General features: G+C 72.2%; 21 protein-coding genes and 3 pseudogenes. 8 read left to right on the top strand and 16 right to left on the bottom strand.

All coding sequences use genetic code 11. The annotated features are described in order from the left end of the window. Positions 1–381 precede the first annotated feature (381 nt). Positions 382–802 (top strand): annotated as a pseudogene (locus tag AB0M39_RS14830) (FAD-dependent oxidoreductase); the annotation flags it as partial. Between the two features lies 1 nt (position 803). Here the strand turns inward: AB0M39_RS14830 and AB0M39_RS14835 are convergent. Beyond that, a pseudogene (locus AB0M39_RS14835) lies at positions 804–1,311 on the bottom strand (SpaA isopeptide-forming pilin-related protein); the annotation flags it as partial. A 160-nt stretch (positions 1,312–1,471) separates the two neighbouring features. Here AB0M39_RS14835 and AB0M39_RS14840 point away from each other — a divergent pair. After that, positions 1,472–1,696, top strand: coding sequence for a hypothetical protein (locus AB0M39_RS14840; RefSeq protein ID WP_365364082.1), 225 nt, complete (start codon positions 1,472–1,474; stop codon positions 1,694–1,696). 365 nt (positions 1,697–2,061) lie between these two features. On the opposite strand, the pseudogene AB0M39_RS14845 reads toward AB0M39_RS14840, so the two are convergent. After that, positions 2,062–2,947 (bottom strand): annotated as a pseudogene (locus AB0M39_RS14845) (transporter). A 1,011-nt stretch (positions 2,948–3,958) separates the two neighbouring features. Beyond that, positions 3,959–4,924 (bottom strand): pirin family protein, encoded by a 966-nt coding sequence (locus AB0M39_RS14850; RefSeq protein WP_365364084.1) that lies wholly within the window; start codon positions 4,922–4,924, stop codon positions 3,959–3,961. Positions 4,925–5,094: 170 nt separating this feature from the next. Here AB0M39_RS14850 and AB0M39_RS14855 point away from each other — a divergent pair, with 170 nt between their 5' ends. Continuing rightward, the gene (locus AB0M39_RS14855; protein WP_365364086.1) at positions 5,095–5,430 is read left to right on the top strand and encodes a tetratricopeptide repeat protein; all 336 of its coding nucleotides are present in this window, start codon (positions 5,095–5,097) and stop codon (positions 5,428–5,430) included. A 91-nt stretch (positions 5,431–5,521) separates the two neighbouring features. Here the strand turns inward: AB0M39_RS14855 and AB0M39_RS14860 are convergent, their stop codons facing one another. Beyond that, a complete protein-coding gene (locus AB0M39_RS14860) occupies positions 5,522–6,538 on the bottom strand; it encodes an AEC family transporter (RefSeq protein ID WP_365364088.1) in 1,017 nt (338 codons plus the stop codon). A 197-nt stretch (positions 6,539–6,735) separates the two neighbouring features. Here AB0M39_RS14860 and AB0M39_RS14865 point away from each other — a divergent pair, with 197 nt between their 5' ends. Continuing rightward, on the top strand, positions 6,736–7,209 hold the full coding sequence (locus tag AB0M39_RS14865) for a hypothetical protein (RefSeq protein WP_365364090.1): 474 nt from the start codon (positions 6,736–6,738) through the stop codon (positions 7,207–7,209). 94 nt (positions 7,210–7,303) lie between these two features. Here AB0M39_RS14865 and AB0M39_RS14870 read toward each other — a convergent pair whose 3' ends face one another. Together AB0M39_RS14870 and AB0M39_RS14875 are read right to left on the bottom strand one after the other, a co-directional pair. Next, positions 7,304–8,047: an NUDIX domain-containing protein gene (locus AB0M39_RS14870; RefSeq protein WP_365364092.1), complete on the bottom strand. Its 744-nt coding sequence runs from the start codon at positions 8,045–8,047 to the stop codon at positions 7,304–7,306. 60 nt (positions 8,048–8,107) lie between these two features. Then, a complete protein-coding gene (locus AB0M39_RS14875; RefSeq protein WP_365364095.1) occupies positions 8,108–9,022 on the bottom strand; it encodes a LysR family transcriptional regulator in 915 nt (304 codons plus the stop codon). 119 nt (positions 9,023–9,141) lie between these two features. On the opposite strand from AB0M39_RS14875, the gene AB0M39_RS14880 reads away from it, so the two are divergent. Then, on the top strand, positions 9,142–9,492 hold the full coding sequence (locus tag AB0M39_RS14880; protein ID WP_365364097.1) for a DoxX family protein: 351 nt from the start codon (positions 9,142–9,144) through the stop codon (positions 9,490–9,492). A gap of 200 nt (positions 9,493–9,692) precedes the next feature. Further along, the gene (locus AB0M39_RS14885) at positions 9,693–11,147 is read left to right on the top strand and encodes a glyceraldehyde-3-phosphate dehydrogenase (RefSeq protein ID WP_365364099.1); all 1,455 of its coding nucleotides are present in this window, start codon (positions 9,693–9,695) and stop codon (positions 11,145–11,147) included. A 317-nt stretch (positions 11,148–11,464) separates the two neighbouring features. On the opposite strand, the gene AB0M39_RS14890 is transcribed toward AB0M39_RS14885, so the two are convergent. The 6 genes from AB0M39_RS14890 to AB0M39_RS14915 form a co-directional block, all read right to left on the bottom strand. After that, entirely contained in the window at positions 11,465–12,472 is a 1,008-nt protein-coding gene (locus tag AB0M39_RS14890) for a hypothetical protein (protein WP_365364101.1), read from the bottom strand. After that, positions 12,469–12,684 (bottom strand): hypothetical protein, encoded by a 216-nt coding sequence (locus AB0M39_RS14895; protein WP_365364103.1) that lies wholly within the window; start codon positions 12,682–12,684, stop codon positions 12,469–12,471. Before AB0M39_RS14895 ends, AB0M39_RS14890 begins: the two co-directional genes overlap by 4 nt. 90 nt (positions 12,685–12,774) lie before the next feature. Further along, positions 12,775–14,025, bottom strand: coding sequence for a type III PLP-dependent enzyme (locus AB0M39_RS14900; RefSeq protein WP_365364105.1), 1,251 nt, complete (start codon positions 14,023–14,025; stop codon positions 12,775–12,777). Further along, positions 14,022–15,770, bottom strand: coding sequence for an IucA/IucC family protein (locus AB0M39_RS14905; RefSeq protein ID WP_365364108.1), 1,749 nt, complete (start codon positions 15,768–15,770; stop codon positions 14,022–14,024). The genes AB0M39_RS14900 and AB0M39_RS14905 overlap by 4 nt, the downstream gene beginning before the upstream one ends. 5 nt (positions 15,771–15,775) lie before the next feature. After that, positions 15,776–17,533 (bottom strand): IucA/IucC family protein, encoded by a 1,758-nt coding sequence (locus tag AB0M39_RS14910; protein ID WP_365364208.1) that lies wholly within the window; start codon positions 17,531–17,533, stop codon positions 15,776–15,778. Between the two features lie 44 nt (positions 17,534–17,577). Beyond that, a complete protein-coding gene (locus tag AB0M39_RS14915) occupies positions 17,578–18,759 on the bottom strand; it encodes an ATP-grasp domain-containing protein (protein ID WP_365364110.1) in 1,182 nt (393 codons plus the stop codon). Between the two features lie 350 nt (positions 18,760–19,109). On the opposite strand from AB0M39_RS14915, the gene AB0M39_RS14920 reads away from it, so the two are divergent. Next, on the top strand, positions 19,110–19,973 hold the full coding sequence (locus tag AB0M39_RS14920) for a (2Fe-2S)-binding protein (protein ID WP_365364112.1): 864 nt from the start codon (positions 19,110–19,112) through the stop codon (positions 19,971–19,973). An 87-nt stretch (positions 19,974–20,060) separates the two neighbouring features. On the opposite strand, the gene AB0M39_RS14925 is transcribed toward AB0M39_RS14920, so the two are convergent. Then, positions 20,061–21,491, bottom strand: coding sequence for an NAD(P)/FAD-dependent oxidoreductase (locus tag AB0M39_RS14925; RefSeq protein ID WP_365364114.1), 1,431 nt, complete (start codon positions 21,489–21,491; stop codon positions 20,061–20,063). 117 nt (positions 21,492–21,608) lie between these two features. Here AB0M39_RS14925 and trxA point away from each other — a divergent pair, with 117 nt between their 5' ends. Further along, positions 21,609–22,001, top strand: coding sequence for a thioredoxin (trxA, locus tag AB0M39_RS14930; protein WP_365364116.1), 393 nt, complete (start codon positions 21,609–21,611; stop codon positions 21,999–22,001). A gap of 259 nt (positions 22,002–22,260) precedes the next feature. Here trxA and AB0M39_RS14935 read toward each other — a convergent pair whose 3' ends face one another. The 3 genes from AB0M39_RS14935 to AB0M39_RS14945 all read right to left on the bottom strand — a co-directional run bounded on the left by AB0M39_RS14935 (position 22,261) and on the right by AB0M39_RS14945 (position 24,995). Beyond that, on the bottom strand, positions 22,261–23,445 hold the full coding sequence (locus AB0M39_RS14935) for a thiolase family protein (protein ID WP_365364118.1): 1,185 nt from the start codon (positions 23,443–23,445) through the stop codon (positions 22,261–22,263). A 170-nt stretch (positions 23,446–23,615) separates the two neighbouring features. Further along, positions 23,616–23,885 carry a hypothetical protein gene (locus tag AB0M39_RS14940; protein WP_365364120.1) on the bottom strand — a complete coding sequence of 90 codons (270 nt, stop codon included), beginning with the start codon at positions 23,883–23,885 and terminating at the stop codon, positions 23,616–23,618. Between the two features lie 87 nt (positions 23,886–23,972). Then, positions 23,973–24,995, bottom strand: coding sequence for a LacI family DNA-binding transcriptional regulator (locus AB0M39_RS14945; protein WP_365364122.1), 1,023 nt, complete (start codon positions 24,993–24,995; stop codon positions 23,973–23,975). Positions 24,996–25,194 lie beyond the last annotated feature (199 nt).

Raw genomic sequence — 25,194 nt, forward strand, 5'->3', positions numbered from 1 at the left:
CCGGCCCGGCGCGGACACACGACGCAGCACGTGCCCGACCGGCCTCATGGCCCCCGCCCGTTCCCCCCCGTCAAGGTGCCGTCCCTCCGGGACAGCCCTCGTGTGGAGGCGACGATGCTCTGCAGCCCGTCGCTTCCCAGACCTTCCAACAGCTGCATTGTGCTATACGCGGAAGCGGGTTCGAATGGTTCGCCTTGTCACGGCAAAAACTTGCGGCTTCTGTCGATCTGCCGCCGCTCTGTCGGGACGGAGATACGGAGGGAATCTTCCCGCGCCGCAACCGGTTGGTAACAACGGTGCTTCCATTCCTCGAACCCGAGGATCACGAGCCCGATCGTCGGTGTGTCTGCGCCGCGAGGCGTGGCAAGAAGGGAACGTTCCATGGACGCGCAGAACGCGCACTTCGACGTCGTCGTCCTCGGCTCGGGCCGGGCGGCTATGTCGCCGCCGTCCGAGCCGCCCAGCTGGGGAAGCGGGTCGCGGTCGTCGAGGAGAAGCACTGAGGCGGAGTGTGCCTGAACGTGGGCTGCATCCCGACAAGGCGCTGCTGCGCAACGCCGAGCTGGCGCATGTGTTCCAGCACGAGGCGGAGACCTTCGGCATCAAGGTCGACGGCACGGTCTCCTTCGACTACGGCGAGGCGTTCCGGCGCAGCTGCACCGTCGCGGACGGCCGGGTCAAGGGCGTCCACTACCTGATGAAGAAGAACAAGATCGCCGAGTTCGACGGCCGGGGCACGTTCGTCGACGCGCACACGCTCCGGGTGGCGCAGGCCGACGGCACCGAGCAGACACTCACCTTCCGCCGCTGCCGATGTTGACCGTGGATCCGGCCAGAAGCTTGCCGGTCTTGTCGTCCTTGGCCTTCAGCAGGACCGAGGCGGCCTTGAAACGGGTCGACGATCGTGAGCGGTGTGTCGGTACCGGGGGTGACGGTGACGTCCTGGTCGTCGACCGTGTCGTGCAGCTTGCTGCCGCTGGAGATCTCCTTGAGGCGGTAGACGCCCGGTGCGAGGTCCTTGAAGGCGAGCTGCCCCTGGGCGTCGGTCGTGCCCTTGGCGGCCTCCTTGCCCGCGGAGTCGAAGAGGGTGAAGGACGTGCCGGCGAGCCCGTCGCCGCCGGGGTCCTTCTTCAGGATGGCCACGCCGCCGGTCTCCGCCTCGGCCGCGTTGCGCGGAGTCGAGGATGCGGATGCGGACGGGGTGGGATCGGTGCTCTGGGCCGAGGCGGTCGGCGCCCAGGACAGGCTTCCGGTCACCGTGGCGGCGGCGGCAAGAGCGGCCGGGAGGGTGCGAGCAGAACGGATGCGCAAGAAGGAACTCTCCAAGGGATACAGGCGGGAACAAGGTGGGCGAGCGGGTCGGTGGTTCAGCGGGAGCGGCCGGGCGCGGAGGCGAAGTGGCCGGTGCGCTTGCCGAAAGGGAAGGTGCGGTGATCGCGTAGAGGCGGGCGGCGGCGCGGACGAGTTGCTGTTGCTGCTCGACGGGCAGTTGCTCGATGCCGGCCAGGCCCTGGGCGATGGCCAGACCGAAGGGCTATCCGGCGTCCAGGCCAGCGGCCTGGACGATCTGCGCTGCGGCCTCGGCTTCGACGAGGACGCCGTAGGTGCTGGGGACGCCGAGCATCTGCTCGGCGTGGTTGCGGGCACCGTCGAGAGGATGTCGGTAACCCGGCTCATGCCGCACTTACCTCGTTGATCCGGCCCAAGTGGGCTCGCTGGTATCGCCATTGACGTAGATGACCATAGGGGCGGCTTGAGGCAGCTGGGCCGTCCAAAGCAGCGCTCGCCAGGCTCGGGGTCAGTTCGCAGTACATCAAACAGGCTCCCCCTCCGGTGCCCACGGTCAAGAAGAACGGCGAGCCGACCACCGTCGCCCGCAACCGCTCCGGAAACAAGAGCGCGGCAATATAGCGGCGGATCCCCGGTTACCGAAACCAGGGATCCGCCGAATACTTATAGCTCCACCGCCACTCCCGATCCGTCGCGTCGAAAGGCAACACCACGACAGCAACCCACAACGCCGCGGCCCCGCCTCGCACGACCGCACCGGCCGCCGGCGCGCTACGTCGCGGCGTAGCTGAGGCGAAACAGGTCCTGGGCGCGCTCCAAGTCCCGCTCTGTGCGCAGCTGCAGCTCCAGGTCGCCGGTGCCGTAGTGGCCGAGCCCCGTCACGTCCCGGGTGAAGCCCGGGACAAGGGCAATCTCCTTCGGGTCTGCCTTGAGGTAGACAAGGAGCTTGGTCTGCTGCGGCGCGAGCACACAGGCGACGTTCCGCAATCCCTGGTAGCCGCGTACTGCTTGCGCTGAACCCGGGTGACACCGGCCCCGAGGCCGGTCAGCACCTCGTCGACCGCCGTGGCCAAGTCAGCCATTGGGCCGGCCTGTGTCCGCAGCACGGACAGCACGGCCGCGCGCCGACGTCCCCGCCCACCCGCAGGCGAATTCCCGGTGACCGAAACCACGGTCTCAAGGCCGATGTGCTCGCTACCGAAATACCGGTAGCGGACCAGGTCGATGCTGCGCTGGTGCTCACGTACCGCATGGGCGTCGTAGCGAGTGAAGTCGCCGGCGAGCAGATCAGCCTGGGCGCGCTCCAAAGAACCTGGGCTGCGGCTGGTGCCCCGAGCCGGTCGCGGACCAGGCCCTCGAACGTACCCCGGTGCGCGGTGAGCCATGCCATGTAATACAGGCCATGGTTGATCACCCCAGCTTCGGTACCGCGCTTGTATTCAACGATCACGGGTGCACCGTTCCCATCGAGCCCCAGCGAATCGATCCGCCCGCCATCCACGCAGTCGATGACGTTCTCGCTCGCCAGGAACCGCACACCCAGCATGGTGTCCATGTGCGCCTCGATGAGGGCCTGCACATCCGCATCGACCTCAGCAAGATGCGGCAATACCTCGTCTACGCCGCCTTTCGTGTTGAACAACTTCAGCCCCACCACACCCCCTTCACGACCACGATGCCAGACGGCAACGTCGCAGACCGCAGGGCTATTTCCGCGAGGGAAGCCTTTCTCGCCCCGCACCACAGCGAGCACTTCGCGCTAGGGCGCCTTCGCCTTACACACAAGCCACACAAGCCGTGCGGTCTCTGTGAGTACGCGAAAGCCGCCTCCGTGCCCGAAATCATCCGGGCTCGGAGGCGGCTTTCACGCGTCTGACGACCTGTCATATTTTGGGTCCGACGTGCGTCAAACGTGCGTCACGTGCGTCGCTCATGCGTCATGATATCGCCCGTAACGCCCACAGCGCACATAATGCACACTCGAAGAACCTGCAGGTCAGGCACCCTTTGCGGTCGGTTCAAGGATCGCGACGCACTCCACATGATGCGTCATCGGGACATCAACGGATTCACCAGCCTCGCAACGGCGTCGGGCGTCCAGCAAGCACTGCCTACTCGAGGTCGCACTGATGCCGGTCGCCCTGCTCATCGCCGCCCCCGCTCACAACCTACGCACCGGGTCGGACACCGCAAGCCAAGCAAAGAATTGGCGTCATCCGCCCGGAATGCCGCAACCACATGGGCGTCGGTGCGCCGCTGCTACAAAACAGAAGGGACGCCCACCAGCGGCGGACTTCCCGGTCGGACTTCGCGTGATGCGACTCCGCGTAGCGAATGCCGCTGAATTGCTGCATTCCGGCGCAGCCGCATTGCGTTTGACGACCTTCCCGCGGCGCTCCGCACCCTGATGACGATCGACTGGCGGCCAGCGCGCGATGCCGACCGCTTGGCATGGTCAGCGACCCCGTCAATCTGATTACTCATCAGTAAGGTCAGCAAAAAGTCAGCAAGTGTCTGATCAGACCTGGTCACAGGTGCCAACACCTGCAAGTGCCGACCGCCGAAGCGGCCGACCCACGTCAGGCATAACTGTGCCCCCTCGCAGTACCGGCGAGGGGGCGCAGTGAAGGCACCTGCCGGGAACTCACGGCGGGAACAACACCCCAGGTCAGCGCACCCGCCCCCGCGGCTTCAGCGCCACCGGCGGGAGCGCCGGAGCGGGCAGCGGGCCGCCGTCGTAGCCCTTCACCTCGCCGAAGCGGGAGCCGGTCGACCAGTCGTCGCGCGCCCGCGCGATCTCCTCGTGCGAACGCCCGATGAAGTTCCACCACATGACGATCTCCTCCTCGAAGGGCTCGCCGCCCAGCAGCATCAGGCCGGCGTCCGACTCTGCGCGCAGCGGGAGTTCGGTGCGGCCGCAGCCGAGGTAGAGCATCGAGCCGGGGAGCAGCGGGACGCCGTCGACGTGGGCCTCGCCGGACATCGAGAGCACGGCGTACTCGAAGTCCGGGTTCAGCGGCAGGCTCGTGTCCGCGCCGTCGGCCAGTGCCAGGTCCGCGCCGACCAGCGGGGTGTACGTCGTACCCGGCGACTCCGCCCCCGCGAACTCGCCGAGGATGACCGTCGCGCTGAGGCCGGGCGCCGTGACCGTCGGCAGGTCGGTGTGGTGCTGGAAGTGCGGCTCGACGTCGCGCTGGTCGTCGGGGAGGGCGACCCACAGCTGCGCGCCGTGCAGCAGACGCGCATGCTGCTTCGGGCTCTCCTCGGAGTGGCTGATCGCGCGGCCCGAGGTCATCAGGCCCAGTTCGCGGGGGCGGATCGTCGCCAGGCTGCCGGTGCTGTCGCGGTGCAGCACCTCGCCGTCGTGGAGCCAGCTGACAGTCTGCAGGCCCATGTGCGGATGGGGCGGGACCTGCATGCCGGGCTCGTCGGCGATGTCGTCGGGGCCGTAGTGGTCGACGAACGCCCACGCGCCCACCATCCGGCGGCCGAGGTTGGGCAGCAGCCGGCGGACCTCGGTGGACTCGCCGAGCTGGACCTTGCGGGGGCTGAGGAGTTCGCGGACGGGCTCGGCGACGACGAAGCCACGCCCGCCGCAGACGGAGAGGGCGGCCTGGCGATCGAGATTGCTCATGGCTCTCAACCTATTCCTGTACGGGCGCGGGAGTGAGCCCTCCACGCCTCGGACATCAGTGGAATGTTCAAGCATCGTCGCCCGTTGAGCCGATGGTACGGGCCAGTCGTACGGAGGCCGATCGTACGGAGATCGCAGGATCCAGAGCCGGGCCCCGAGGAGGAGAGCACATGCGCGACGCCTACTACGAGTTCGGCGACGCCGCCGAGCGGTGGAGCCGGGCGAAGCTGTTCTTCGACGCGAAGGAATACGTCACCGCCGCCCGCATCCTCGGCGCGCTCGTCGACGACGCGCCGAAGCAGGTCGCGCCCCGGCTGCTGCTCGCCCGCGCCTACTACCACTCCGCCCAGCTGAGCAGGGCCGAGGCCGAGCTGCGCGCCGTGCTGGAGCTCGACCCGGTCGAGCACTACGCGCGGCTGATGCTCGGCCGCACGCTGGAACGCCAGGGCAGGGCGGCGGACGCCGCGCCGCATCTGCGGCTGGCCGCGGCCATGTCCGGGTCATGAGCTGATCCTCGGCGGGAGCCGGCCCTGAGCGGGAGCCCGTCCTCAGCAGGCGGATCACTCGCTGGGGTGCTGGGGCGCTGGGGCGCTGGGGTCAGGCCAGCAGCCAGGCGATCAGCGACAGCGATGCCATGGACAGCAGCGTGGACAGCAGTACGGCGTCCCTGGCGAGGTCGGAGTTCAGGCGGTACTCGGACGCGAAGATGAACGCGTTCTGAGCCGTCGGGAGCCCCGCGCACAGCACCACGGCGAACAGCTCCCGTCCGTCGAGGCCGAACGCCCACCGTGCGAGCGCGTAGGCGACCAGCGGCTGGACGACGAGCTTCATGGCGACCAGCACCCAGCGCTCGGCGCGGCCGCTCGCCGCGGGGTCCTTCACCCGGGCGGCGGCCGTCGCAGGCTGCTTCTCGGCCTGGGCGCCGCGCGGTGCGGGGCTCTCCCCTCGCGTGGCGCCCGCGGGCCCGCCCTTCGTCCGGGCGTTGAGGGACATCCCCAGTGCGAAGAGGGCCGCGGGCACGGCTGCGCCCCCCAGCATCTGCACCGGCGCGGTCACCTCCGCGGGGAGCCGCCAGCCCAGGGCGGACACGCTCACTCCGGCCGCGGACGCCGCGATGATGGGGTTGCGGAACGGCAGCCGCAGAATCCGGCCCCACCGGTCGCGCGCCTCGCGCCGTACGTCCAGATCTATGAGGACCAGGATCAGCGGCGTGATGAACAGCGTCTGGAACAGCGCCGCCGCGATCACGAACGAGGTGTCGTGCAGAACGTGCACGGCCACGGGTATGCCCAGATTGGCGGAGTTGACGTACGCCCCGGCCATCGCGCCGATCGCCCCGTCGGACTGACGCCGCCGGAACACCCGGCGCGTCAGCAGCAGACCGAGCGCGAACACGAGCAGCAGGCTCGCCGCGAAGACGGCCACGCCTCTGGTCGCGACATCGGACAGCCGGGCGTTGGACAGCGTCAGAAACAGCAGCGCGGGCATGGCGAAGGCGAAGGCGAACCGCCCCAGAACGCTCTGCGCCTGGCTCCCGAGCACGTTGAACCTGCCGGCCGCCCAGCCGACGGCGGTGATCGCCCAGATGGGAAGGAAGCCGGAGAGCACGGTCACCGGCCCAGCATGCCCGACCGTGATCATCGCGCCTCGGCCGCCCCCGGCGCCTCGACCCACCGCGCCGCTCACCGGCCCGAACCCCGTGTCGGTCCCGCGCCCCTCGCCTCAACGGGTCACACCGCGTGCGGTCTCCGCCCGCCCGGCGGAGGCTGAGTCTGAGGCTGGGAGGCGGCGCGTCCACCAGAGGAGCCGGAATGGTCAAGTTCGAGGTCGAGATCCCCGTGTCGGGCTACCACGCCGGCAGGTACGACTTCGAGGAGCTCCTGAGCTCCCTGAGCCAGGGCGCGCAGGACATCGTGAACCGGGAGATCGCGGACCGCGCGGCCAACGCGGAGGAGTTCGCCGACCAGTTCTGCGTGGTCACCGTCGTCGGCCACTCCGACCGGGACGACACGGCGGGCCTCACCTCCGAGCAGCGGCGGGAGAGCGAGCGCCAGGCGAGCAGGAATCGGGCCGACAACGCCGTGCAGTGGCTCTTCCATCAGATCGTTCTGCGCCTCCAGGCGTCGGGGATCACCCCGCCGACGAACTTGGCCGAACTGCGCCGAACCTCGATCTTCACGGCCGTCGCCGGGGCGGCCGATCTGGAGGTCAAGACGCCTGCGAGCGAGGAGGACCGTCGCGAGAACCGGCGCGTGGTGTTCCTGGTCGCGCATTTCAAGCCGTGAGGCGTTCATGCCCCCGGCCACACCGCACCCCGGCCCGTACCTCGCCTGTACCGTCCCCCAGCCCGCACCTCGCCCGCACCTCGCCCGCGTCGCGCTACCGCTCCGCGTACCGGCGGACGACCGGCGCCAGGTAGTCCACGAGCGGTCCGTCGAGGCCCGCCAGGTCGGCCGGCGTGCGGACGAAGGCGATCCGGTCGAGTTCCGGATCGCGGCCCTGGGCCGTCTCCGAGGACACCAGGGCCGAAAATCGTTCGCGCAGCAGGGAGGCCGGCCGCGGCGGGGCGAGGAACAGGACGCCGACACTCCCGTTCCCGCCGCGGGTGACGAGCCACAGGGCGAGGTCCCCCGGCGGCGTCTCGACGCCGGTCTCCTCGACCAGCTCCCGGGCGGCATGCCGGCGGAGCGCCGCCGTATCGAGTGCCGCGTGGGCTGCCGGCGGCTCGACGGATCCGCCCGGCAGCTGCCAGCGGCCGGGGGCGGCCGTCGACGACCCCATCCGACCCGCCAGCAGCCGCCCGTCGTCCGTCGGCTGCACGACGCAGACGAACAGGGACGGCAGCCACGAGGTGGCGCCGGGGACGAGACGCAAGGCGTACAGCCGGTACGTCGTCCTCGCCCAGGCCAGTACCAGGCTGTGCGGCCCGTCCCAGTCCAGCCCCGCGCACGCCGCCGCCGGCCCGTCGAACAGGCTCGGATTGGCCCGGACCGCCTCGTCCCAGGCCCGGTTCATGGCCTGCCGGTCCGCGGGCGAGAGCGAGGGCGCGGGAGCCTCGGCCAGGCGGAGCCGGCGAACGTCCAGCAGCTCGACGCCGGAAGACCGCGGCAGCGGCCCGGTCACCGGCCCATGCCGGCAGACCGGGCCTGCCCGCTGCTCAGGCGTCTGCGACGCCCTCGTCGCTCAGGCATCTAGGGCGCCCTCGTTCGGCGGCCTGTGGTCCAGGCAGCAGCGGACGAAGTCCTGTACGACGGGGTGGGCGTCGTCGGCGGGCGTCCACGCGACGCCGACCCGGCTGGGGCTGACACCGCTCACGGGGCGGTAGGCGACGCCGGGGCGGGCGTAGAAGCGGGCGGCGGACGCGGGGGCGAGGGCGACGCCGTAGCCGTTGGCGATCGCGCTGAGCCAGTCGTCCGGGTGCTCGGTGACGGCGCCGACACGGACCGGCCGGCCGTCGCGCTCGTCGGCGGCCAGCCAGTAGTCCCGCCACTGGCCCGATGCGGCCGGCGCCGCGACGAACGGCTCCTCCCACAGGTCCCGGAAAGGGATCAGGTCGCGCGCGGCGAAGGGGTGGCCCGCGGGCAGCGCGACCCAGCGCGGCTCGGTGAACAGCACCGCGACGCGCAGGGCGGTCTGGCCGGGGAAGGGCAGCCGCAGCAGGGCGACGTCGACGTCCCCGTCGGCGAGGCCGGCGCTCGGGTTCGACCAGGCGGCCTGTCGCATGTCCGCGCGCCAGCCCGGCCGGCACCGGGCGAAGTCGGCGACGATGCCCTGGGTGGCCTCGTTGGCGGCGCTGGCCAGGAAGCCGACCCGCAGCACCTGGGCCGCCCGGTCGGCGGCGCTCCTGGTCTCCCGCAGCACCCGCTCCCAGTCGGCCAGCAGCGTGGGCGCCCGCTCCGCCAGGACGCGGCCCGGTTCGGTCAGGGCCATCCCGGCGCGGGAGCGCGTGAACAGCCTCGCCCCGAGCTGGGCCTCCAGCTGCTGGATCTGTTTGGTGAGCGCGGGCTGCGACACGAACAGCCGCTCCGCGGCGCCGGTGATCGTGCCTTCCTCCGCCACGGCGACGAAGTAGCGCAGCAGGCGGGTGTCGACGTCCATGACGCCAGGTTATGGACACAGGTATTGGACGCCCAACCCGGGCTGCGATGAGGCTTGTTGGGCGGGCGGACAGCGGCTCGCCCGCAGGCCCACACGATCCTCAGCCGAAAGGGAGGCAGATGTTCCTTGCCTACGCGACCGTCACCGTCATCGCCGTCCTGGCGAACGCGGCGAGCGCCGTCGGAGACCTCATGAGAGTCGAGTCCGTCCTCGCCAGCTCGGCGGAGGTGGGCGTCCCGCACTCCTGGCTCCCGCGGCTCGCCGCGCTGAAGGCCGCCGGAGCCGCCGGGCTCCTCCTCGGGCTTCTGGGCCTCCGGGGCGTCGGCGCCGCCGCGGCGGCAGGGCTCGTCCTGTTCTTCGTGGGCGCCGTCGGCGTGCACATCCGTGCCCGGGTGTTCCACAACATGGCTTACTCCGCAGGGTACTTGGGGCTCGCCACCGCATCTGTCGCCCTCGCCGTCGCGCTCTAGTCCTCCACTGGCCCTCGGGCAGGACGCAGGGCCGGTCGGCGACAACGCCCCCGTGTCACATATCGCGGCATAACGAGACATCTTCGCCTCGTAGCACCCCCTCCCCCACGGCACGGGAGACCGTTCAGGCGGCGCCGGTTGAATGGTCAAAATGGCGACGGGTTAGCATATGAGCGCCGCCTAGCTCGAAAGATAAACCTGTGACTGTCAATGACGACTCGTTCACCAATTGGAAGAACCGCGAGGAGATCGCGGAGTCGATGATCCCGATCATCGGGAAGCTGCACCGGGAGCGGGACGTGACCGTCCTGCTTCACAGCCGCTCCTTGGTGAACAAGTCGGTGGTCAGCATCCTCAAGACCCACCGGTTCGCCCGGCAGATCGCCGGCGGGGAGCTCTCGGTCACCGAGACGATGCCGTTCCTCCAGGCCCTCACCACGCTCGATCTCGGCCCCTCCCAGATCGACATCGGCATGCTCGCCGCGACGTACAAGAGCGACGACCGCGGTCTGTCGGTGGCGGAGTTCACCGCCGAGGCCGTCGCCGGCGCCACGGGCGACAGCAAGATCGAGCGTCGCGAGTCCCGCGACGTCGTCCTCTACGGCTTCGGCCGCATCGGCCGCCTCGTCGCCCGCCTGCTGATCGAGAAGGCCGGCTCCGGCAACGGCCTGCGACTGCGGGCCATCGTGGTCCGTGGAGGCGGCGAGCGGTCCGCCGAGGACATGGTCAAGCGCGCCTCGCTGCTGCGGCGCGACTCGATCCACGGCCAGTTCCAGGGCACGATCACCGTCGACGAGGCGAACAGCAAGATCATCGCCAACGGCAACGAGATCAAGGTGATCTACGCCAACGACCCGTCCGAGGTCGACTACACGGCGTACGGCATCAACAACGCCATCCTCATCGACAACACCGGCAAGTGGCGCGACCGCCAGGGCCTGTCGCAGCACCTGCGCCCGGGCATCGACAAGGTCGTCCTGACCGCTCCGGGCAAGGGCGACGTCCCGAACATCGTCCACGGCGTCAACCACGACACGATCAAGCCGGACGAGCAGGTCATCTCCTGCGCGTCCTGCACCACCAACGCGATCGTGCCGCCGCTGAAGGCGATGGCGGACGAGTACGGCGTGCTGCGCGGCCACGTGGAGACCGTCCACTCGTTCACCAACGACCAGAACCTGCTGGACAACTACCACAGCGCCGACCGCCGCGGCCGCTCCGCGCCGCTCAACATGGTCATCACCGAGACCGGCGCCGCCTCCGCCGTCGCCAAGGCGCTGCCCGACCTCAAGGCCCCGATCACCGGCAGCTCGATCCGGGTCCCGGTGCCGGACGTGTCGATCGCGATCCTCAGCCTGCGGCTCGGTCGCGAGACCACCCGCGAGGAGGTCCTCGACTACCTCCGCGACGTGTCGCTGACCTCGCCGCTCAAGCGCCAGATCGACTTCACCAGCGCCCCTGACGCGGTCTCGAGCGACTTCATCGGCTCGCGCCACGCCTCGATCGTCGACGCCGGCGCGACCAAGGTCGACGGCGACAACGCGATCCTCTACCTGTGGTACGACAACGAGTTCGGCTACTCCTGCCAGGTCATCCGGGTCGTCCAGCACGTCTCCGGGGTGGAGTACCCGACCTTCCCGGCCCCGGCGATCTGATCCTCGCGATCTGATCCACCGAGGTCTGATCCACCGAGGTCTGATCCACCGAGGTCTGATCCACCGAGGTCTGATGCACAGCTGATCCGCGAGGGTCAGACCCTCGCGGTCTGGCCCTCGCGGTCTGACGTCCGGGGCTGGCCTCCGCGGTCCGACCGCCGTGGTCCGGCCCTCCCGGAGCGGTCCCCGGTGGACCGTCCGATCCGGCGTCCCGGTCGGCGGGGGCCGGCGGCGGAGCGGCGATCGATGCCCTCGGGCATCCGACGCCCTCCCCCGTCGGCCCCGGCCGGCCGCCACCGGGAAGCAGAGCGAACCGGCTAGCCGGCCGGCAGCGTGATCACCGCTATCGAGTCCGGCTGCGCGACCGCCAGCCTGCCTCCGTCGGGATGCAGCGCGGCCGTCGTCGACGGTATGTGCGTGACCCCGTAGCTGCCCTCCCTGCGCGCCGCGTTCACCTGCGGCCATTCGGCGACCAGCGCGCCGGTCGCGACGTCGACCAGCCGGGGATGTCCGTACAGCGAGACGACCGTCCCACAGGCGGCGGGCCCGCGCGCCAGCATCATGCCGAGCTGTTCGGCGACCGGGCTGCGGTGCAGGAACCGCCGCTGCGAGAGCGACCAGACGCCCAGCTCCCCCGGTCCGAGATGGGGAGGCTCCTCGTCGTCGATGTTGATGTACTCCCCCGTCATGATCGCCACGCGGTCGGCGTCGAGCCAGCACGCGGAGACGACCTCGGCGTCCTCGCCCGCCGCCCACGGCAGCACCCCCGGGCCGTCCAGCACGGCGGGGTCGGCCAGGGCGCGTTGCAGGTCGAAGACCTCGACGACTCCGTAGGGCTGCCAGACCCAGCCCGCCACCAGCAGATGCCTCCCGTCGGGACTGATCTGCGGCCGGGAGTGGAACACGTCCTTGGGGGCGCGCTCCCCCGCCGTGAGCCGCCGCCCCGTCTCCAGCTCCTCGATCTGGAGGACGTTGTACTCCTCGGGGCAGTGCACCATGATCTCGCGGCCGTCCGGCAGCGCGCCGAGCGCGATCGGATGGTCGTAGTCCTCCGCGTGGTAGGAGGCTCGGGCGACTTTCCGTACGAGCCGCGTGCCGTCGAGCACCCGGGCCTTGGCGCCGCGTTCGCCGTGGACGACCGTGAAGCGCCCGGACGGCGACACCAGCACCCGGTCGTAGTGGTCGCCCAGCGGCCAGGCCCCGGCGTGCTCGCGGCCGTCGGCGCTCCACCGGCGCCGGCCGCCGACGACGTCGACGAGATCGTCGCCGTCCCACACCAGCGACCGGGCGGGCTTCTTCACCGGCAGGAACGCGACGGACGTCATGAGCGGCGGCTGACGGCGTCGACCGCCGTGCGTCGGAAGTCCGCACTGAGTCGAAAGCCCGCCGTGCGTCGGGAGTCCGTCTCGCGTCGGGGATCGTGCGCGGAGGAGGGGAGCAGGCCCTCCTCCCGGCCTATGAGGCCGAAGCGGCCCCCGCCCCCGCCCTCCTTCGTCTCCTCGGCTCGGATGTCGGGCACGACGCGACGCAGGGTCATGAACGCTCTCTCCTCATCGACTTCCGTGGCTGTCCTCGTACGGGTGGGGTCTGACGGTCGGTTGGTCTGGCGGTCGGTGGGGTCTGACGGTCACCAGTAAACGGCCGGATCCCCGGATTCAGGACTGTCGGCCGTGTGCAGGAAGTGGAAGCTGGGCTTCGGGTGCATCAGGAACTCGTGGTGGGAGATATTCCATCCGTATGCCCCCGCCAGCGCGAAGACCACGCGGTCGCCGGCTCGCAGCCCGGGCGCGGGGACCCGGCGGGCCAGCACGTCCTTCGGGGTGCAGAGCTGGCCCGCGAGGGTGACCTTCTCCGCGCGGGCCTCGGGGCGCGGCCAGGGGTGGGGCCAGGCGGGCACGGGGAGCACGGCGCAGGGCTGGTCGTGGCCCTTGGTCGCGGGGGTGCGCAGATGGTGGGTGCCGCCGCGGACGACCGCGAACTCCTCGCCGTGGCTGTGCTTCACGTCCAGGACGTCGGTGGCGTACCAGCCGCAGTACGCGGTGAGCGCGCGGCCCGGCTCGATGCGGATGCGCAGGGCGGGGTGGGCGGCGGCGAGGCGGGCGAGGCCCGCGCCGTAGGCGGGCCAGTCGAAGCGGGCGGCCGGGTCGGCGTAGTCGACCGTCATGCCGCCGCCGACGTTCACCTCGTGCAGGGGCACGCGGTGGCGCTCGGCGAGAGACACGGCCCAGGTCACCACGGACTCGGCGACGGCGAGCTGGGCGGGCGCGTCGAGGCCGCTGGCCAGGTGGGCGTGGACGCCGCGCAGCTCGAGGTGCGGGACGTCGCCGTCCGCGAAGCGGCGGACCACGTCGTCCGCCTCGGCCGGATCGAGGCCGAAGGGGGTCGGCCGGCCGCCCATGGAGAGCGCGCTTGACTCCAAGGAGCCTTCCGCGAGGGGGAGGTTGAAGCGGAGCAGGACCGCGACGGGCGCGCGGGGCGCCAGCCGGGCGGCGAGGTCCTCCAGCATGCGGAGCTCGTACGCGCTCTCCACATGGAAGCGCTCCACCCCCGCCTCCAGGGCCGCGGCGATCTCGGCCGGGGTCTTGCCGGGGCCGCCGAAGGCGAGCGGGCGGCGCGGCAGGGCGCTTCTGAGGTGGGCGAGCTCGCCGCCGGAGGAGACCTCGAAGCCGTCGACGTACGGGGAGAGGGCGTGCAGGATCTCCGTCTCCGCGTTGGCCTTCGCGGCGTAGTAGAGCTCGACTCGCTCGGGCAGCGCGGAGCGGACGGCGGCGGCGTGCGCGCGCAGGGCCGCGAGGTCGTAGAAGTAGGCGGGCAGCCGGCCGGCGTCCAGGGAGAGGACGCTGTCGCGGACGGACGCCGTGAGCAGGGGTGCGGTCATCGGGCGCTCCAGACGTCGTCGGCGGCCTTCGCCCCGGACAGCACGTCCTCGGCGAGGGGCGAGGGCAGGCGGACGTAGCCCGCCTCCCGGTCGGCCGAGCGCGCCCAGCGGGTGAGCAGGTTGGCCTTGGCGGGCAGGGGCGCCCCCGCGAGGAGGGCGTTCAGTCGGGGCGGGCGGCCGTGTGCGTCGGCGCGGTCCTGGAGCGTGCGGCGCACCTGGGACCAGAGCGCGGTCTCGCTCCCGGGGTGCAGATCGGCGAGGGCGGCGAGCATCTCGGCGACGTGGTTGACGAGCAGGCAGTACACGACCCGGTCCCAGCCGCGCCGGGCGTCGTAGGTCAGCGGGCCCGCGACGTCGGCGGGCAGTGCGGCCAGGGCGGCCGCGTGGTGCTCGGGCAGGAGCTTTGTGCCCTCCAGGTCGCGGAAGAGGACCTGGGCGGGCCTGCCGTCGGCGTCGACGCAGACGAGGACGTTCTGCAGGTGGGGCTCGAGGACGATCCCGTGGTCGAAGTAGGCGGCGAGGACGGGCGGGACGAGCAGCTCGACGTACGCGCGCCACCACTCGAGCGCGGTCTTCGGGTCCGAGTCGGCCAGGAGCCGGGAGACATGGCCGGGGCCCGTGGGGTACTCGTCGGCGACGGCCGCGGCGAGCAGGGGGGTGAGCCCGGGGTCCAGGCGACGGTCCAACCCTTCGCGCACGATCACGCCGAAGCCCTCGAGGAGGGCCAGCTCGGGTCTGCCGTCCGGGCCGGGGAGCGCGAGGCTGCGGTAGGCGGGCTCGCGGAGCATGCCGCTGCCGGGGAACCGGGCGGTCAGGTCGGCGAAGGCGCCGTGGAGCAGCCGGGTGAGGGCGACGGCGCCGGAGAGCTCGTAGCTGGCGTTCTTGCGCAGGCAGTTGGTGATGCGGACGTTGAGGCTGAACTTCAGGAAGTCGTCGCCGTCGTAGAGGGTGCGCACGGAGGCGGTGGCGGCGAACGGCGTCCGGCTCGGGCCGAGGTCGAGGACGTCGCCCCGGCCGAGGGCGGCCCGCAGTGCGGGGTGGTCGTGCAGCAGTGCGTACTGCCAGGGGTGGGCGGGCAGCAGCCGGTACCCCTCGGGCGCCGTGCCCAGTCGGTCCAGCGGGTCGGCGGCGCCCGGCTCGGCGCACTCCTGGACGATCAGGCGGTCGCGTACGGCGAGCAGCCGCAGCGGGAAGGAGGCCGCGGCCTCGGGGGCGTACGCGGACCAGGCGGCGTGGTCGCCGCCGCGGGCCTTGGGGGCGGGGTGGAAGCGGTGGCCGAGGATGAGGGACTGCTCGGAGGCGAGGTAGGCGTCGAGCGCGGCGGGGGGCGCGTCCTGGCCGGCGGCGCCCGCGGCCGGCCGGGGCTGGGCGAGTGCCGCGGAGACCGCCTGGTGGCTGGAGGCGATCTGGGCGAGGAACTCGTCGTTGCGCGCGCCGGTGCGGAGCGAGAGCTCCCTGTGCGTGTACTGCGCGAGGCGCTGCCAGCTCACCTCGGACCAGCGGTCGCCGCGCCGCTCGGCGACCGGTCCGGCGAAGCGGTGCGCGCCGAGCAGGGAGGTGCGGCGCAGGTCGATGCGGAGCAGCGTCTCCTGGCGTGGCAGGCGCAGCAGCAGCCGGCCGTCGTCGACGGCGGTCTGGTGCTCGGGGCCCGACACCTCGCGGAGCAGGCAGTTGAGCAGGGTGTGGGCCACGGCCTCGTCGGCGGTGGGCAGCCCGGTCAGGGCGGAGGAGTGGGTGGGCGCCATGGCCGTCACGCTTCCCGCAGCAGGTAGTTGGGGCCGGTGGTGTAGTGCTTGTTGATGTCGGACGCTCCCGAGCGGTTCTTGGCGAGGAGGGTGCCCGCGGTCACCATGGCCTTGACGGGCAGCCGCGCCGCGTCGAGGACGTGTTCGCGCAGGACGGCGCCGGGGGCTCCCGGCTGGGTGCCGAGCCGTTCCACGGCGTCGGCGAGCCGGTCGCGCACGAGGCGGAGCAGCCGCTCCAGCGGGGCGCGGCCGCGCCGGGCGAGCCCGAAGGCGTAGGCGCCGGCGCACAGATGGACGGTGACGGCGGTGAAGAGGTCGACGACGGGCTGGTCGTGGTCGCCGAGTATCCGGGCGTCGTCGAAGGCGGCCAGGTCCGGGGCGTCCGCGCCGAGGGCCTCGCGCAGACGGGCGGTGTTGACGCGCGGGCCGTCGTTGTCCTTGAGCAGCAGGCGCAGCCGCGGCCGCCCGACTTCTTCGTCCAGCACGAGCGACACGTTCTGCTGGTGGGACTCCAGGGCGACGCCGTACCGGAAGAGCGTGGTCTGCCAGTCGAAGAGCAGGGTGAGCACGGCGTCGAGGAGGGCGAGCGGGTCGCCGCCGTAGAAGCGGTCGGCGAGGCGGTCGACGACCATCCGCCCGTCCGGGGACCGGCTGAGCAGGGCGGCCATCGGCACGACGACGGCGCCGTCGAGCCCGGCCGGGTAGCGGCGCTGCAGTACGGCGAGGAGCTCGTGCCCGGCGTGGGCGAAGCGGGTCTCGTCGGCGTGCAGGACGCGGCCCTGGAAGCGGGGCTCGCGGGCGATCACCGTCTCCAGCAGGCGCTGGCCTGCGGCGCCGTCGACGAGCGTGCCGGGCTTGATGGTGCGGCGGTTGAGCCGGCCCAGGGTGGCGGTGGCCAGGGGGAGTTTGAGGTGGACGCCGGGGCGTTCGGCGAGGGCCACGGTGCGCATGGACAGGGTGGGCACGACGTCCAGGCAGGGCCGGTCGGCGAGGATCGCCCGGCCGTCGAGGCCGGTGGCGCGCAGGGCGTCGTGCAGCGCGGCGCCGACGGACAGCGGGTGGACGGGGAGGGCGACATGGCTGTCGTCGACTCCCGGCACGCCGACCTGCGAGGGCTGGGCGAGGCGCAGGCTGCCGTGGACGGCGACGGCCTCCTTGGGGAGGGCGAGCCAGCGCAGGGCGAAGCGGGGGTGGAACTCGGGTGCGTACCGGCGCAGTTGGTCGGCGGCGAGCCCCTGCCGGCCGCGTGCGGTCGGGTAGACGGGGTGGTCGTGGCGGGCGGCGAGGGCGTCGTGGGCGAGCCCGCCGGCCAGTCCGGTCCAGTACGCGGGATCGGCGCCGTGGCCTGTGACGAGGGCCTCGACGACCTCGGCCTCGGTCGCGTCGTGCAGGCGCAGGGTGGCGAGCGTCTGGCGGCACTCGTCGGCGAAGGCGTCGAAGCCGCCGCGGTCGGCCGGTTCGGCGAGCGGGCGCAGCGCGGCCAGTATGTCGTCGGCCGTGGTCAGCTCCCGGCCGTCGGACTCCTGGCGCAGCAGCGGCAGCCGGGCCGCCCGCTCGCACTGGAATCCGTCCTCGGCGACCGGCAGCAGCAGGGCGTCCTCGTCGCCGGCGGCCAGCCGCAGCCACGCTCCGTCAGGCCGTTCGACGGGGACGGCGCGGGTGCGCAGGCCCACCACGTCCTCGCGCAGCAGCGCGCTCAGCACCCGCAGCACCAGGTCGCTCTCGGGGTCCGCGTCCGACGGTGGGTCGGCCTGGCTCGTCACGCTCGCGGTCGTCGTCGCGGTCGTCGTCGCGGTCGTCGTCGTGGTCACGGGGTGATCTCCCAGCGGTGCGCTGCGAGGAAGTCGGTCACTCCCCGGTCCACGCTCTCCTCGTCGGGGCCGATGGCCCGGACGACGCCGAGGAGGTCGCGGTTGGTGCCGTAGACCTCGTGCCGTTCGCCGATCGGGCGCAACGGCCGGTATGTCAGCTGGACCTCACCGTACTCCAGTTCGGTAGCCGACGGAGCGGCGGTCAAGGTTCCGGACTGCTGTGCGTACGGGTACTCGAGCCGGGCCACGACGTCGGTCCGCGCGCCCAGGTCCGCGGGGAGCGGCCGGCCCAGGTGCGTCTGGAGGATGTGCTCGAAGAGCGGGATGCCCAGCAGCTCGGCCAGGAGGAGATCCGCCCGGTCGCCGATGGCGCGGTAGTTGACCTCGATGATGCGGGCGCGCCCCTCGTGCACCACGAACTCGGTGTGACACGCGCCGAATCCGACGCCGAGCGCGTCGAGCTGGGCCAGGATCTGGGCGGCCACAGGCTCGGGGTGGGCGGGGAGGTAGCTGAGCCGCCGCTCGATGAAGTACGGGGGCGGGGACAGCTCGGTGTGGAATCCGCCCAGCACATGGCGGATCCGGCCGTCGCCGAGGGTCTCCAGGGTGTACAGCTCACCGGGCAGGTACTCCTCGACGACCAGCGCCGCCTGGGGCCGTCGCGCCTGGATCTCCTCGCAGCGCAGCGCGAGCTCGGCGGGTCCCTCTATCAGGACGACGTCCTCGCTGGCCACGCCCTCGCGGGGCTTGAGCACGCAGGGGTACGGCACGTCGAGGCCGGCCGGGTCGCCTGCTGGGGCGATCTCCGCCGAGCGGACGACGTCGACGCCCTGGGCCGCGAGCCGGCGGCGCATCTCGGCCTTGTCCTTGGTGCGCAGCGTCGCCCGCCAGTCCTTGGCGGGCAGGCCGAAGTACTCGGCGGCCAGGGCGGTCTGAGTCTGCAGATGGTCGCTGTTGGTGAAGACCGCGTCCGGCGTCCGGTGGGCGGAGATCCGGGCGACGACCGCGCGGAAGTCGCGTACGTCGCATTCGAGGATCTCGACGTCGGGGTAACGGGCGCGGTGCGGTGCGGGCTGGTCGGCGAGGAGGGTGACGTCGAGGCCGAGCCGGCGGGCGGCGGGGAGGAATCCCTCGGTGACCGAGTCGGTCGGGTTGAGGGCAAGCAGGTACATCTGCATGTGGGTTCACTTCCGCGCACTGGGCCGCGCGGGGGCGGCGCCGGGTCGTACAGAGACATGGCCATGACGTCGTACGGAGACACGACGGAGACAGGGGGCGCTGCGGACGGGGCGGCGCCGAGCGCCGACGCGAGGGCGGCGGGGAGGGCGGGCGGCGTCCGCCGCGCGGACGGACCGCCCTGGAGGGCGGCCCGCGATCTTCTGGGGCACGGAGCGAGAGCCTAAGTTAGGCATACCTAAGTCTGTCAATTCGCGTCGGCCCGGCCCCGGTTCGCGTTCGAGGGCTGCTATGTGGTTAAGGTGAGCCTTGCCTTACCTACCTCCGAGTCACTTTCGTTGAGGAGCCCCCCTTGTCCCTGGCCCCGGCATGTTCACTGGCCGGACCCGCCGTGAGCTGCTCCACCCTGCTGACCGCGACCTACCGGCGCCTCGCCGCGCTCTGCCCGTCGTTGCACGTGGACATCGCGACCCCCGGCTCGCCGACCAGTCAAGGCTGGGTCGACGGCGCCGAGCTGACGGTCCGTCCAGAACTCCTCGACGCCTTCCTCGACGCCGAGGCCCTGCGCATCCAGAACCGTCACGCGCACACCGCCCGGCCCGACGTGGTGGCCTCGCGCGCGCTGCACGACTACCTCTGGTCCGTCTGCCTGCTGCTGAGCGGCCCCTGGCAGCTCGAGCGCCGCGTGCCTCGGATCCGCCCGGACGAGGTACGCGTCAACCTGTCGACCGGAGCGTTCGCCGTCGTCCCCGGCGGCTTCGCGTGCCTGCCCGACGATCCGGCCGCCGAGCTGCCGGGCGCAGGCGTGCTGCCGCACGAGGAGGCGCTGCGGGCCGAGCTGCGCACGGCGGTCGCCGATCTCGTACGACCGCTGCTGGCCGCGATCGGGCCACGGCTGCGGCGGGGGCCGCGGGCGCTGTGGGGCATGGTCGGCGACGACCTGGTCTCCGGCGTCTGGTACCTCGGCCGGATGCTGGGACAGGAGGAGCACGGCGTGCGGGCGGCGAGCGAGCTGCTGCCCGGGCCGGTGTCGCCGTTCCCCGGGGGCGCGGACTTCCGACGGCTGACGGGCCGCGAGGGGCAGTCGTACCCGACGCGCACGCGCATCGGATGCTGCCTCTACTACACGATCCGACCGGCCGAGGCGTGCGGCACCTGCCCGCGGACCTGCGACGCGGAGCGCCTGCGCCGCCTCGAGGGCGACGGGCAGGCCTGAGCGCGGTACTGCGGTGCGGGGGCCGTGCTCAAGGGATACCGGTCCACCGGTGCTGAGTGTCCACCTGGGGGAGCCGCCTGGTCCCGGTCAGCCCCGGTACGCCTCCAGCAGCCGCAGCCACACCTCGCTGATCGTCGGGTACGCCGGAACCGCGTGCCACAGGCGGTCGATCGGGACCTCTCCGGCGACCGCCACCGTGCCCGAGTACAGCAGCTCGCCGACGCCCGGCCCCACGAAGGTGACGCCGAGCACGATCTCGCGGTCCAGGTCGACGACCATGCGGGCGTGGCCGCGGTAGCCGTCCGCGTACAGGCTCGCGCCCGAGACCGACGCCAGGTCGACGTCGACGGCGCGGACCCGCAGGCCCGCGTCCTCCGCCTCGGCCAGGGACAGGCCGACGGCCGCGACCTCGGGGTCGGTGAAGACCACCTGCGGGACGGCGGCGTGGTCGGCGGTCGCGGCGTGCGCGCCCCAGCGGTCGCTCTCCAGCAGGGGGACGCCCTGCGCCCGGGCCACGATCGCCGCGCCCGCGATCCGGGCCTGGTACTTGCCCTGGTGGGTCAGCAGCGCACGGTGGTTGACGTCGCCGACGGCGTACAGCCAGCTGCTCCCCTCGACCCGGCAGCTGTCGTCGACCGACAGCCAGCCGCCCGGCTGCAGGCCCACCGACTCCAGGCCGATCGCGTCGGTACGGGGGGCGCGGCCGGTGGCGAAGAGGACCTCGTCGGCCTCGATCCGCTCGCCGCCCTCCAGCACGAGGGTGACGGGGCCCGCGCCGTCGGCGCGCTCCACCGAGGCGACGGACGTGTGCAGACGGACCTTGGCGCCGGCCTCGGTCAGGGCGTCGACCACGTGCTCGCCGACGAAGGACTCCATCCTCGGCAGGACTCCCCCGCCGCGTACGAGCAGGGTGGTCTGCGAGCCGAGCGCCTGCCAGGCGGTGGCCATCTCGACGCCGACCACTCCCCCGCCGACGATCGCGAGCCGGTCGGGCGCCCGCTGGGAGCTGGTGGCCTCGCGGCTCGTCCACGCCTTGGCCCCCACCAGTCCCGGGATGTCGGGCAGAACGGCGCGGCTGCCGGTGCACACGGCGACGGCGTGCCGGGCGGTCAGCACATGGTGCTCGCTCTCGGGGCCGTCCACGACGACCTTCCTCGGGCCGTGCAGCCGGCCGTGACCGCGGTAGAACCGGGCCCCGATCGAGTCCAGCCAGGCGACCTGGCCGTCGTCCTTCCAGTGGGAGGCGTACTCGTCGCGATGCGCCAGCACCGCCGCGGCGTCGAGCGGTCCCTGCACGGCCTCGCGCAGTCCGGGGACGCGGAGGGCGTCGGCGCGGGCGATCGCCGGGCGCAGCAGGGCCTTGCTGGGCATGCACGCCCAATAGGAGCACTCGCCGCCCGCCAGTTCGCTCTCCACCACCGCTGTGCTCAGGCCCGCCGCCCTCGCACGATCCGCCAGATTCTCCCCGACCGGGCCGGCGCCCAGCACTACGACGTCGTACTCCACGGCTTCCGTCATAGAGCCAGTCTGGTGCCGGGTGTGCGTCCTGGCCACATGGGCAGGGGGAGGAATAGCACGGCCCCGGGCGCAGTTGTCGGGGGCGAGTCCTCCGGACGCAGGAAGAGGTAGCACGTCATGAGCACTGTTGAGCTCACCAAGGAAAACTTCGATCAGGTCGTGTCGGAGAACGACTTTGTCCTGATTGATTTCTGGGCTTCCTGGTGCGGCCCTTGCCGGCAGTTCGCTCCCGTCTACGAGGGCGCGTCCGAGCGCCACCCGGATCTGGTCTTCGCGAAGGTCGACACAGAGGCGGAGCAGGAACTGGCGGAGGCCTTCGAGATCCGCTCCATCCCCACGCTGATGATCGTCCGCGACAACATCGCGGTCTTCGCTCAGCCGGGGGCGCTGCCGGAGACGGCGCTGGAGGGCGTGATCGGGCAGGCGCGGGGGCTGGACATGAACGAGGTACGGAAGTCGATAGAGGAGGCGAAGGAAGCGGCGCCGGAGGGTGGGGCGGCGGCTTCCTGAGGCGGTTTCTCTCTCCCCAGCCCCGCCCCTCCCCGAAACCGGGGGGCGGGGCCCCCGGGCCCCCGAGGCGGGCGATTCCAGCCCGCGGCGATTGAGGACGAGCCCTCAGCCAAGGTCCCCGAGGCGGGCGAATCCAGCCCGTCCGGCGATTGAGGACGAACCCTCAGCCAGGGTCCCCGAAGCAGACGATTCCAGCCCGTCCGGCGATTGAGGACGGACCCCCGACCGCATGTGCAGCCCGCGCCCCGACCCTCCCCCCTTACCGCTCCAGGACCAGCGCGATGCCCTGACCCACGCCGATGCACAGGGCCGCCAGGGCCGTGCCGGAGCCGGTTGAGGCCAGTTGGTGGGCCGCCGAGCCCGCCAGGCGGGCGCCCGAGGCGCCCAGGGGGTGGCCGATCGCGATGGCGCCGCCTCGGGGGTTGACCAGGGTCGGGTCCAGGTCGGGCCATTCGGCGAGGCAGCCGAGCGACTGCGCGGCGAAGGCCTCGTTCAGTTCGAACGTCGTCAGGTCCGCCATCGTCCTGCCCGCCTTGGCCAGCGCACGGCCGACCGCCTCGACCGGGCCGAGGCCGAAGAGCTGGGGCTCGATGCCCGTGACGGCCGAGGCGCGGATGCGGGCGAGCGGCTCGCGGCCGGTGGCCTTCAGGCCCTCCTCGTCCACGAGGAGCAGCGCGGCCGCCCCGTCGTTGAGCGGCGACGCGTTGCCCGCGGTGACCGTGCCGGTCTTGCGGAAGGCGGGCTTCAGCTTGGCGAGGGCCTCCATGGACGTCGAGTCCCGGATGCACTCGTCGCGGACCAGGTCGGTGCCCTCGTACGGCACGACCTCCCCGTCGTACAGCCCCTTCGCCCACGCCTCGGCCGCCTTCTGGTGGCTCGCGAGCGCGAAGGCGTCCTGCTGCTCGCGGGTGAGGGAGTGCTTGTCGGCGATCAGCTCCGCGCCCTCGCCGAGGGAGACCGTCCACTCGGCGGGCATCAGCGGGTTGGTCATCCGCCAGCCCAGCGTTGTCGAGTAGAGCTCCTGGTGGCCCGCGGGGAAGGCCCGCTCGGGCTTCTGGAGCACCCACGGCGCGCGGGACATCGACTCGACTCCGCCCGCTATGGCGATCGACGCGTCGCCGACCGCTATGGCGCGCGCCGCCTGGATGACCGCCTCCATGCCCGATCCGCACAGCCGGTTGACGGTGACGCCGGGCACGGAGACCGGCAGTCCGGCGAGGAGGACGGCCATGCGGGCGACGTCGCGGTTGTCCTCGCCCGCGCCGTTCGCGTCGCCGAAGAAGACGTCGTCGATACGGGCCGGGTCGAGGTCCGGCGTACGGTCCACGAGGCCCTTGAGGACGTGCGCGGCGAGGTCGTCGGGGCGTACGGAGGAGAGCGCGCCCCCGAACTTGCCGATCGGGGTGCGGACGGCGTCGACAATGTAGACGTCGCGGATGCTCATCGGATCTCTCCCAAGCGTGGACGAGCGGCGGTTCGGCCCGGCGGCACATCCGTGAACGATGGTTCACATCCGGCCCCGCCGAGTCTCTGCCGGGATGCGGCCCCTGTCAACGGCCCTCGGACGACCGTGCCCGTGGAGCCCGTCGACGGCGTCGGGCCGCGCTCGCGCGCTCAGCCGTCCGACGCCTCCAGCACCCTCGCCGACAGCCCGTAGTCCAGCTCGTTGCCGTCCACCAGCAGCGCCTCGACCGTGCGGGTCGCCGGATCGATGTCGGCCTCCATGCCCTCGCCGACATAGCGCGGATAGCCGGAGGAGCCCCGCTTGCCCGTGTCCACCACGACGGCGGAGCGGATCGCGCTGTCGGCCAGCTCGGCGGCGTCGTCGCCCTCGACGTGCTCGGGGACGACCAGGATCTCGAACCGCTGCGGATGAGTGCTCATGCAAGCGACGCTAGACACGCGCCGCCCGGCGCGCACGTCGTCGTCGCGCCGCACTCGGCGGGGCGGGCGGGGCAGGCGGCGCGGGGCTCAGCTGGACTCGCGGTGGACGACTCGCGCCCGCATGAGGTCGTGCCGCTCGGGCTCGCCGCCGGGGTCGCGCACCACCCGGTCGACGAGCTCGGCCAGGCTCCGACCGGCGACCAGGTCGATCTGGACGGTGCTCAGCCTCGGCCGCAGCAGCTTTCCGAGCAGCAGATTGTCCGCGCCGATCACCGCGGTCTCGCGCGGGACCTCCACGCCCTCGTCCTGGAGGGCGCGCATCAGGAGCATGGCGTGCTCGTCGTTGTACGCGTAGACGGCGTCGAGCCCGAGGCCGCGCCAGCGGGCCGCGAGGGCGGCCGCGGACTCCTCGTCGTACGCCATGGGCAGCGGCTCGATGCGCGCGCCGGCCCGCAGCGCGGCCTCCGTGGCGCCTTCGAGGCGGGGGCGCGAGAACAGCCCCAGGCCGGGCTCCTCGGGCAGCAGGAAGCCGATGTCCCTATAGCCGCGGCCGATCAGATGCGCGATCGCGCGGCCGCCGATCTCCCGCTGGTCCATGACGAGGGAGTGCGCGCCCTCGACGCGTTCGGGGCCGAGCGTGATGACGGCCTTGGCGCCGGACCGCTTGAGGACGTCGACGCCGTGCGCGGTGAGGGCCACCTCGCCGAGGGAGACGACCGCGACGGGCCGCAGCTCCGCCCAGGCGCGGGCGGCCTCGTCGCCGTCGAGGCCGAGGCTGCCGTACTGCACGACGGTGTAGTCGAGGCGGCGCAGCGCCCACTGGAGTTCGCGGAGGAAGCGGTGGTAGAGCGGTCCGACGGGCGCGTGGGCGGTGGGCAGCAGCACCATCCGGGTGTGGCCGGCGCGCAGGCTGCGGGCGGCGGCGTGGGGCACGTAGCCCAGTTCCTCGGCGGCCTGGCGGACGCGGCGGCGCGTGGGCTCGCTGATGCGGACGGCCGCGGTGTTGTTGAGGACGTACGACACGGTGGCCCGGGAGACTCCGGCCAGCCGGGCGACGTCTGCGCTGGTCGGAACGGAGCGTTCGGCGGACTGCTTGGGTAACTGGCTCATCGCGCACCGCATCCTTCCAGAACGCCCCTGCGCCGAGTTCGACGGTTGGCTGGAATCGAGCGCCGGCCAGGACTGACACGCGTCACTGGCACGTGTCACCCTCGTCGCCTCAGGCCCCCGAAGCGGCCTCGTACGGCGCCGTCCTCCGCCCTTCCCGCACGGCCCCGGGCCGATCCGGCCCGCCCTCTCCGCCGCCCGC

The sequence above is a fragment of the Streptomyces sp. NPDC051907 genome (assembly GCF_040681075.1).
Lineage (GTDB): Bacteria > Actinomycetota > Actinomycetes > Streptomycetales > Streptomycetaceae > Streptomyces.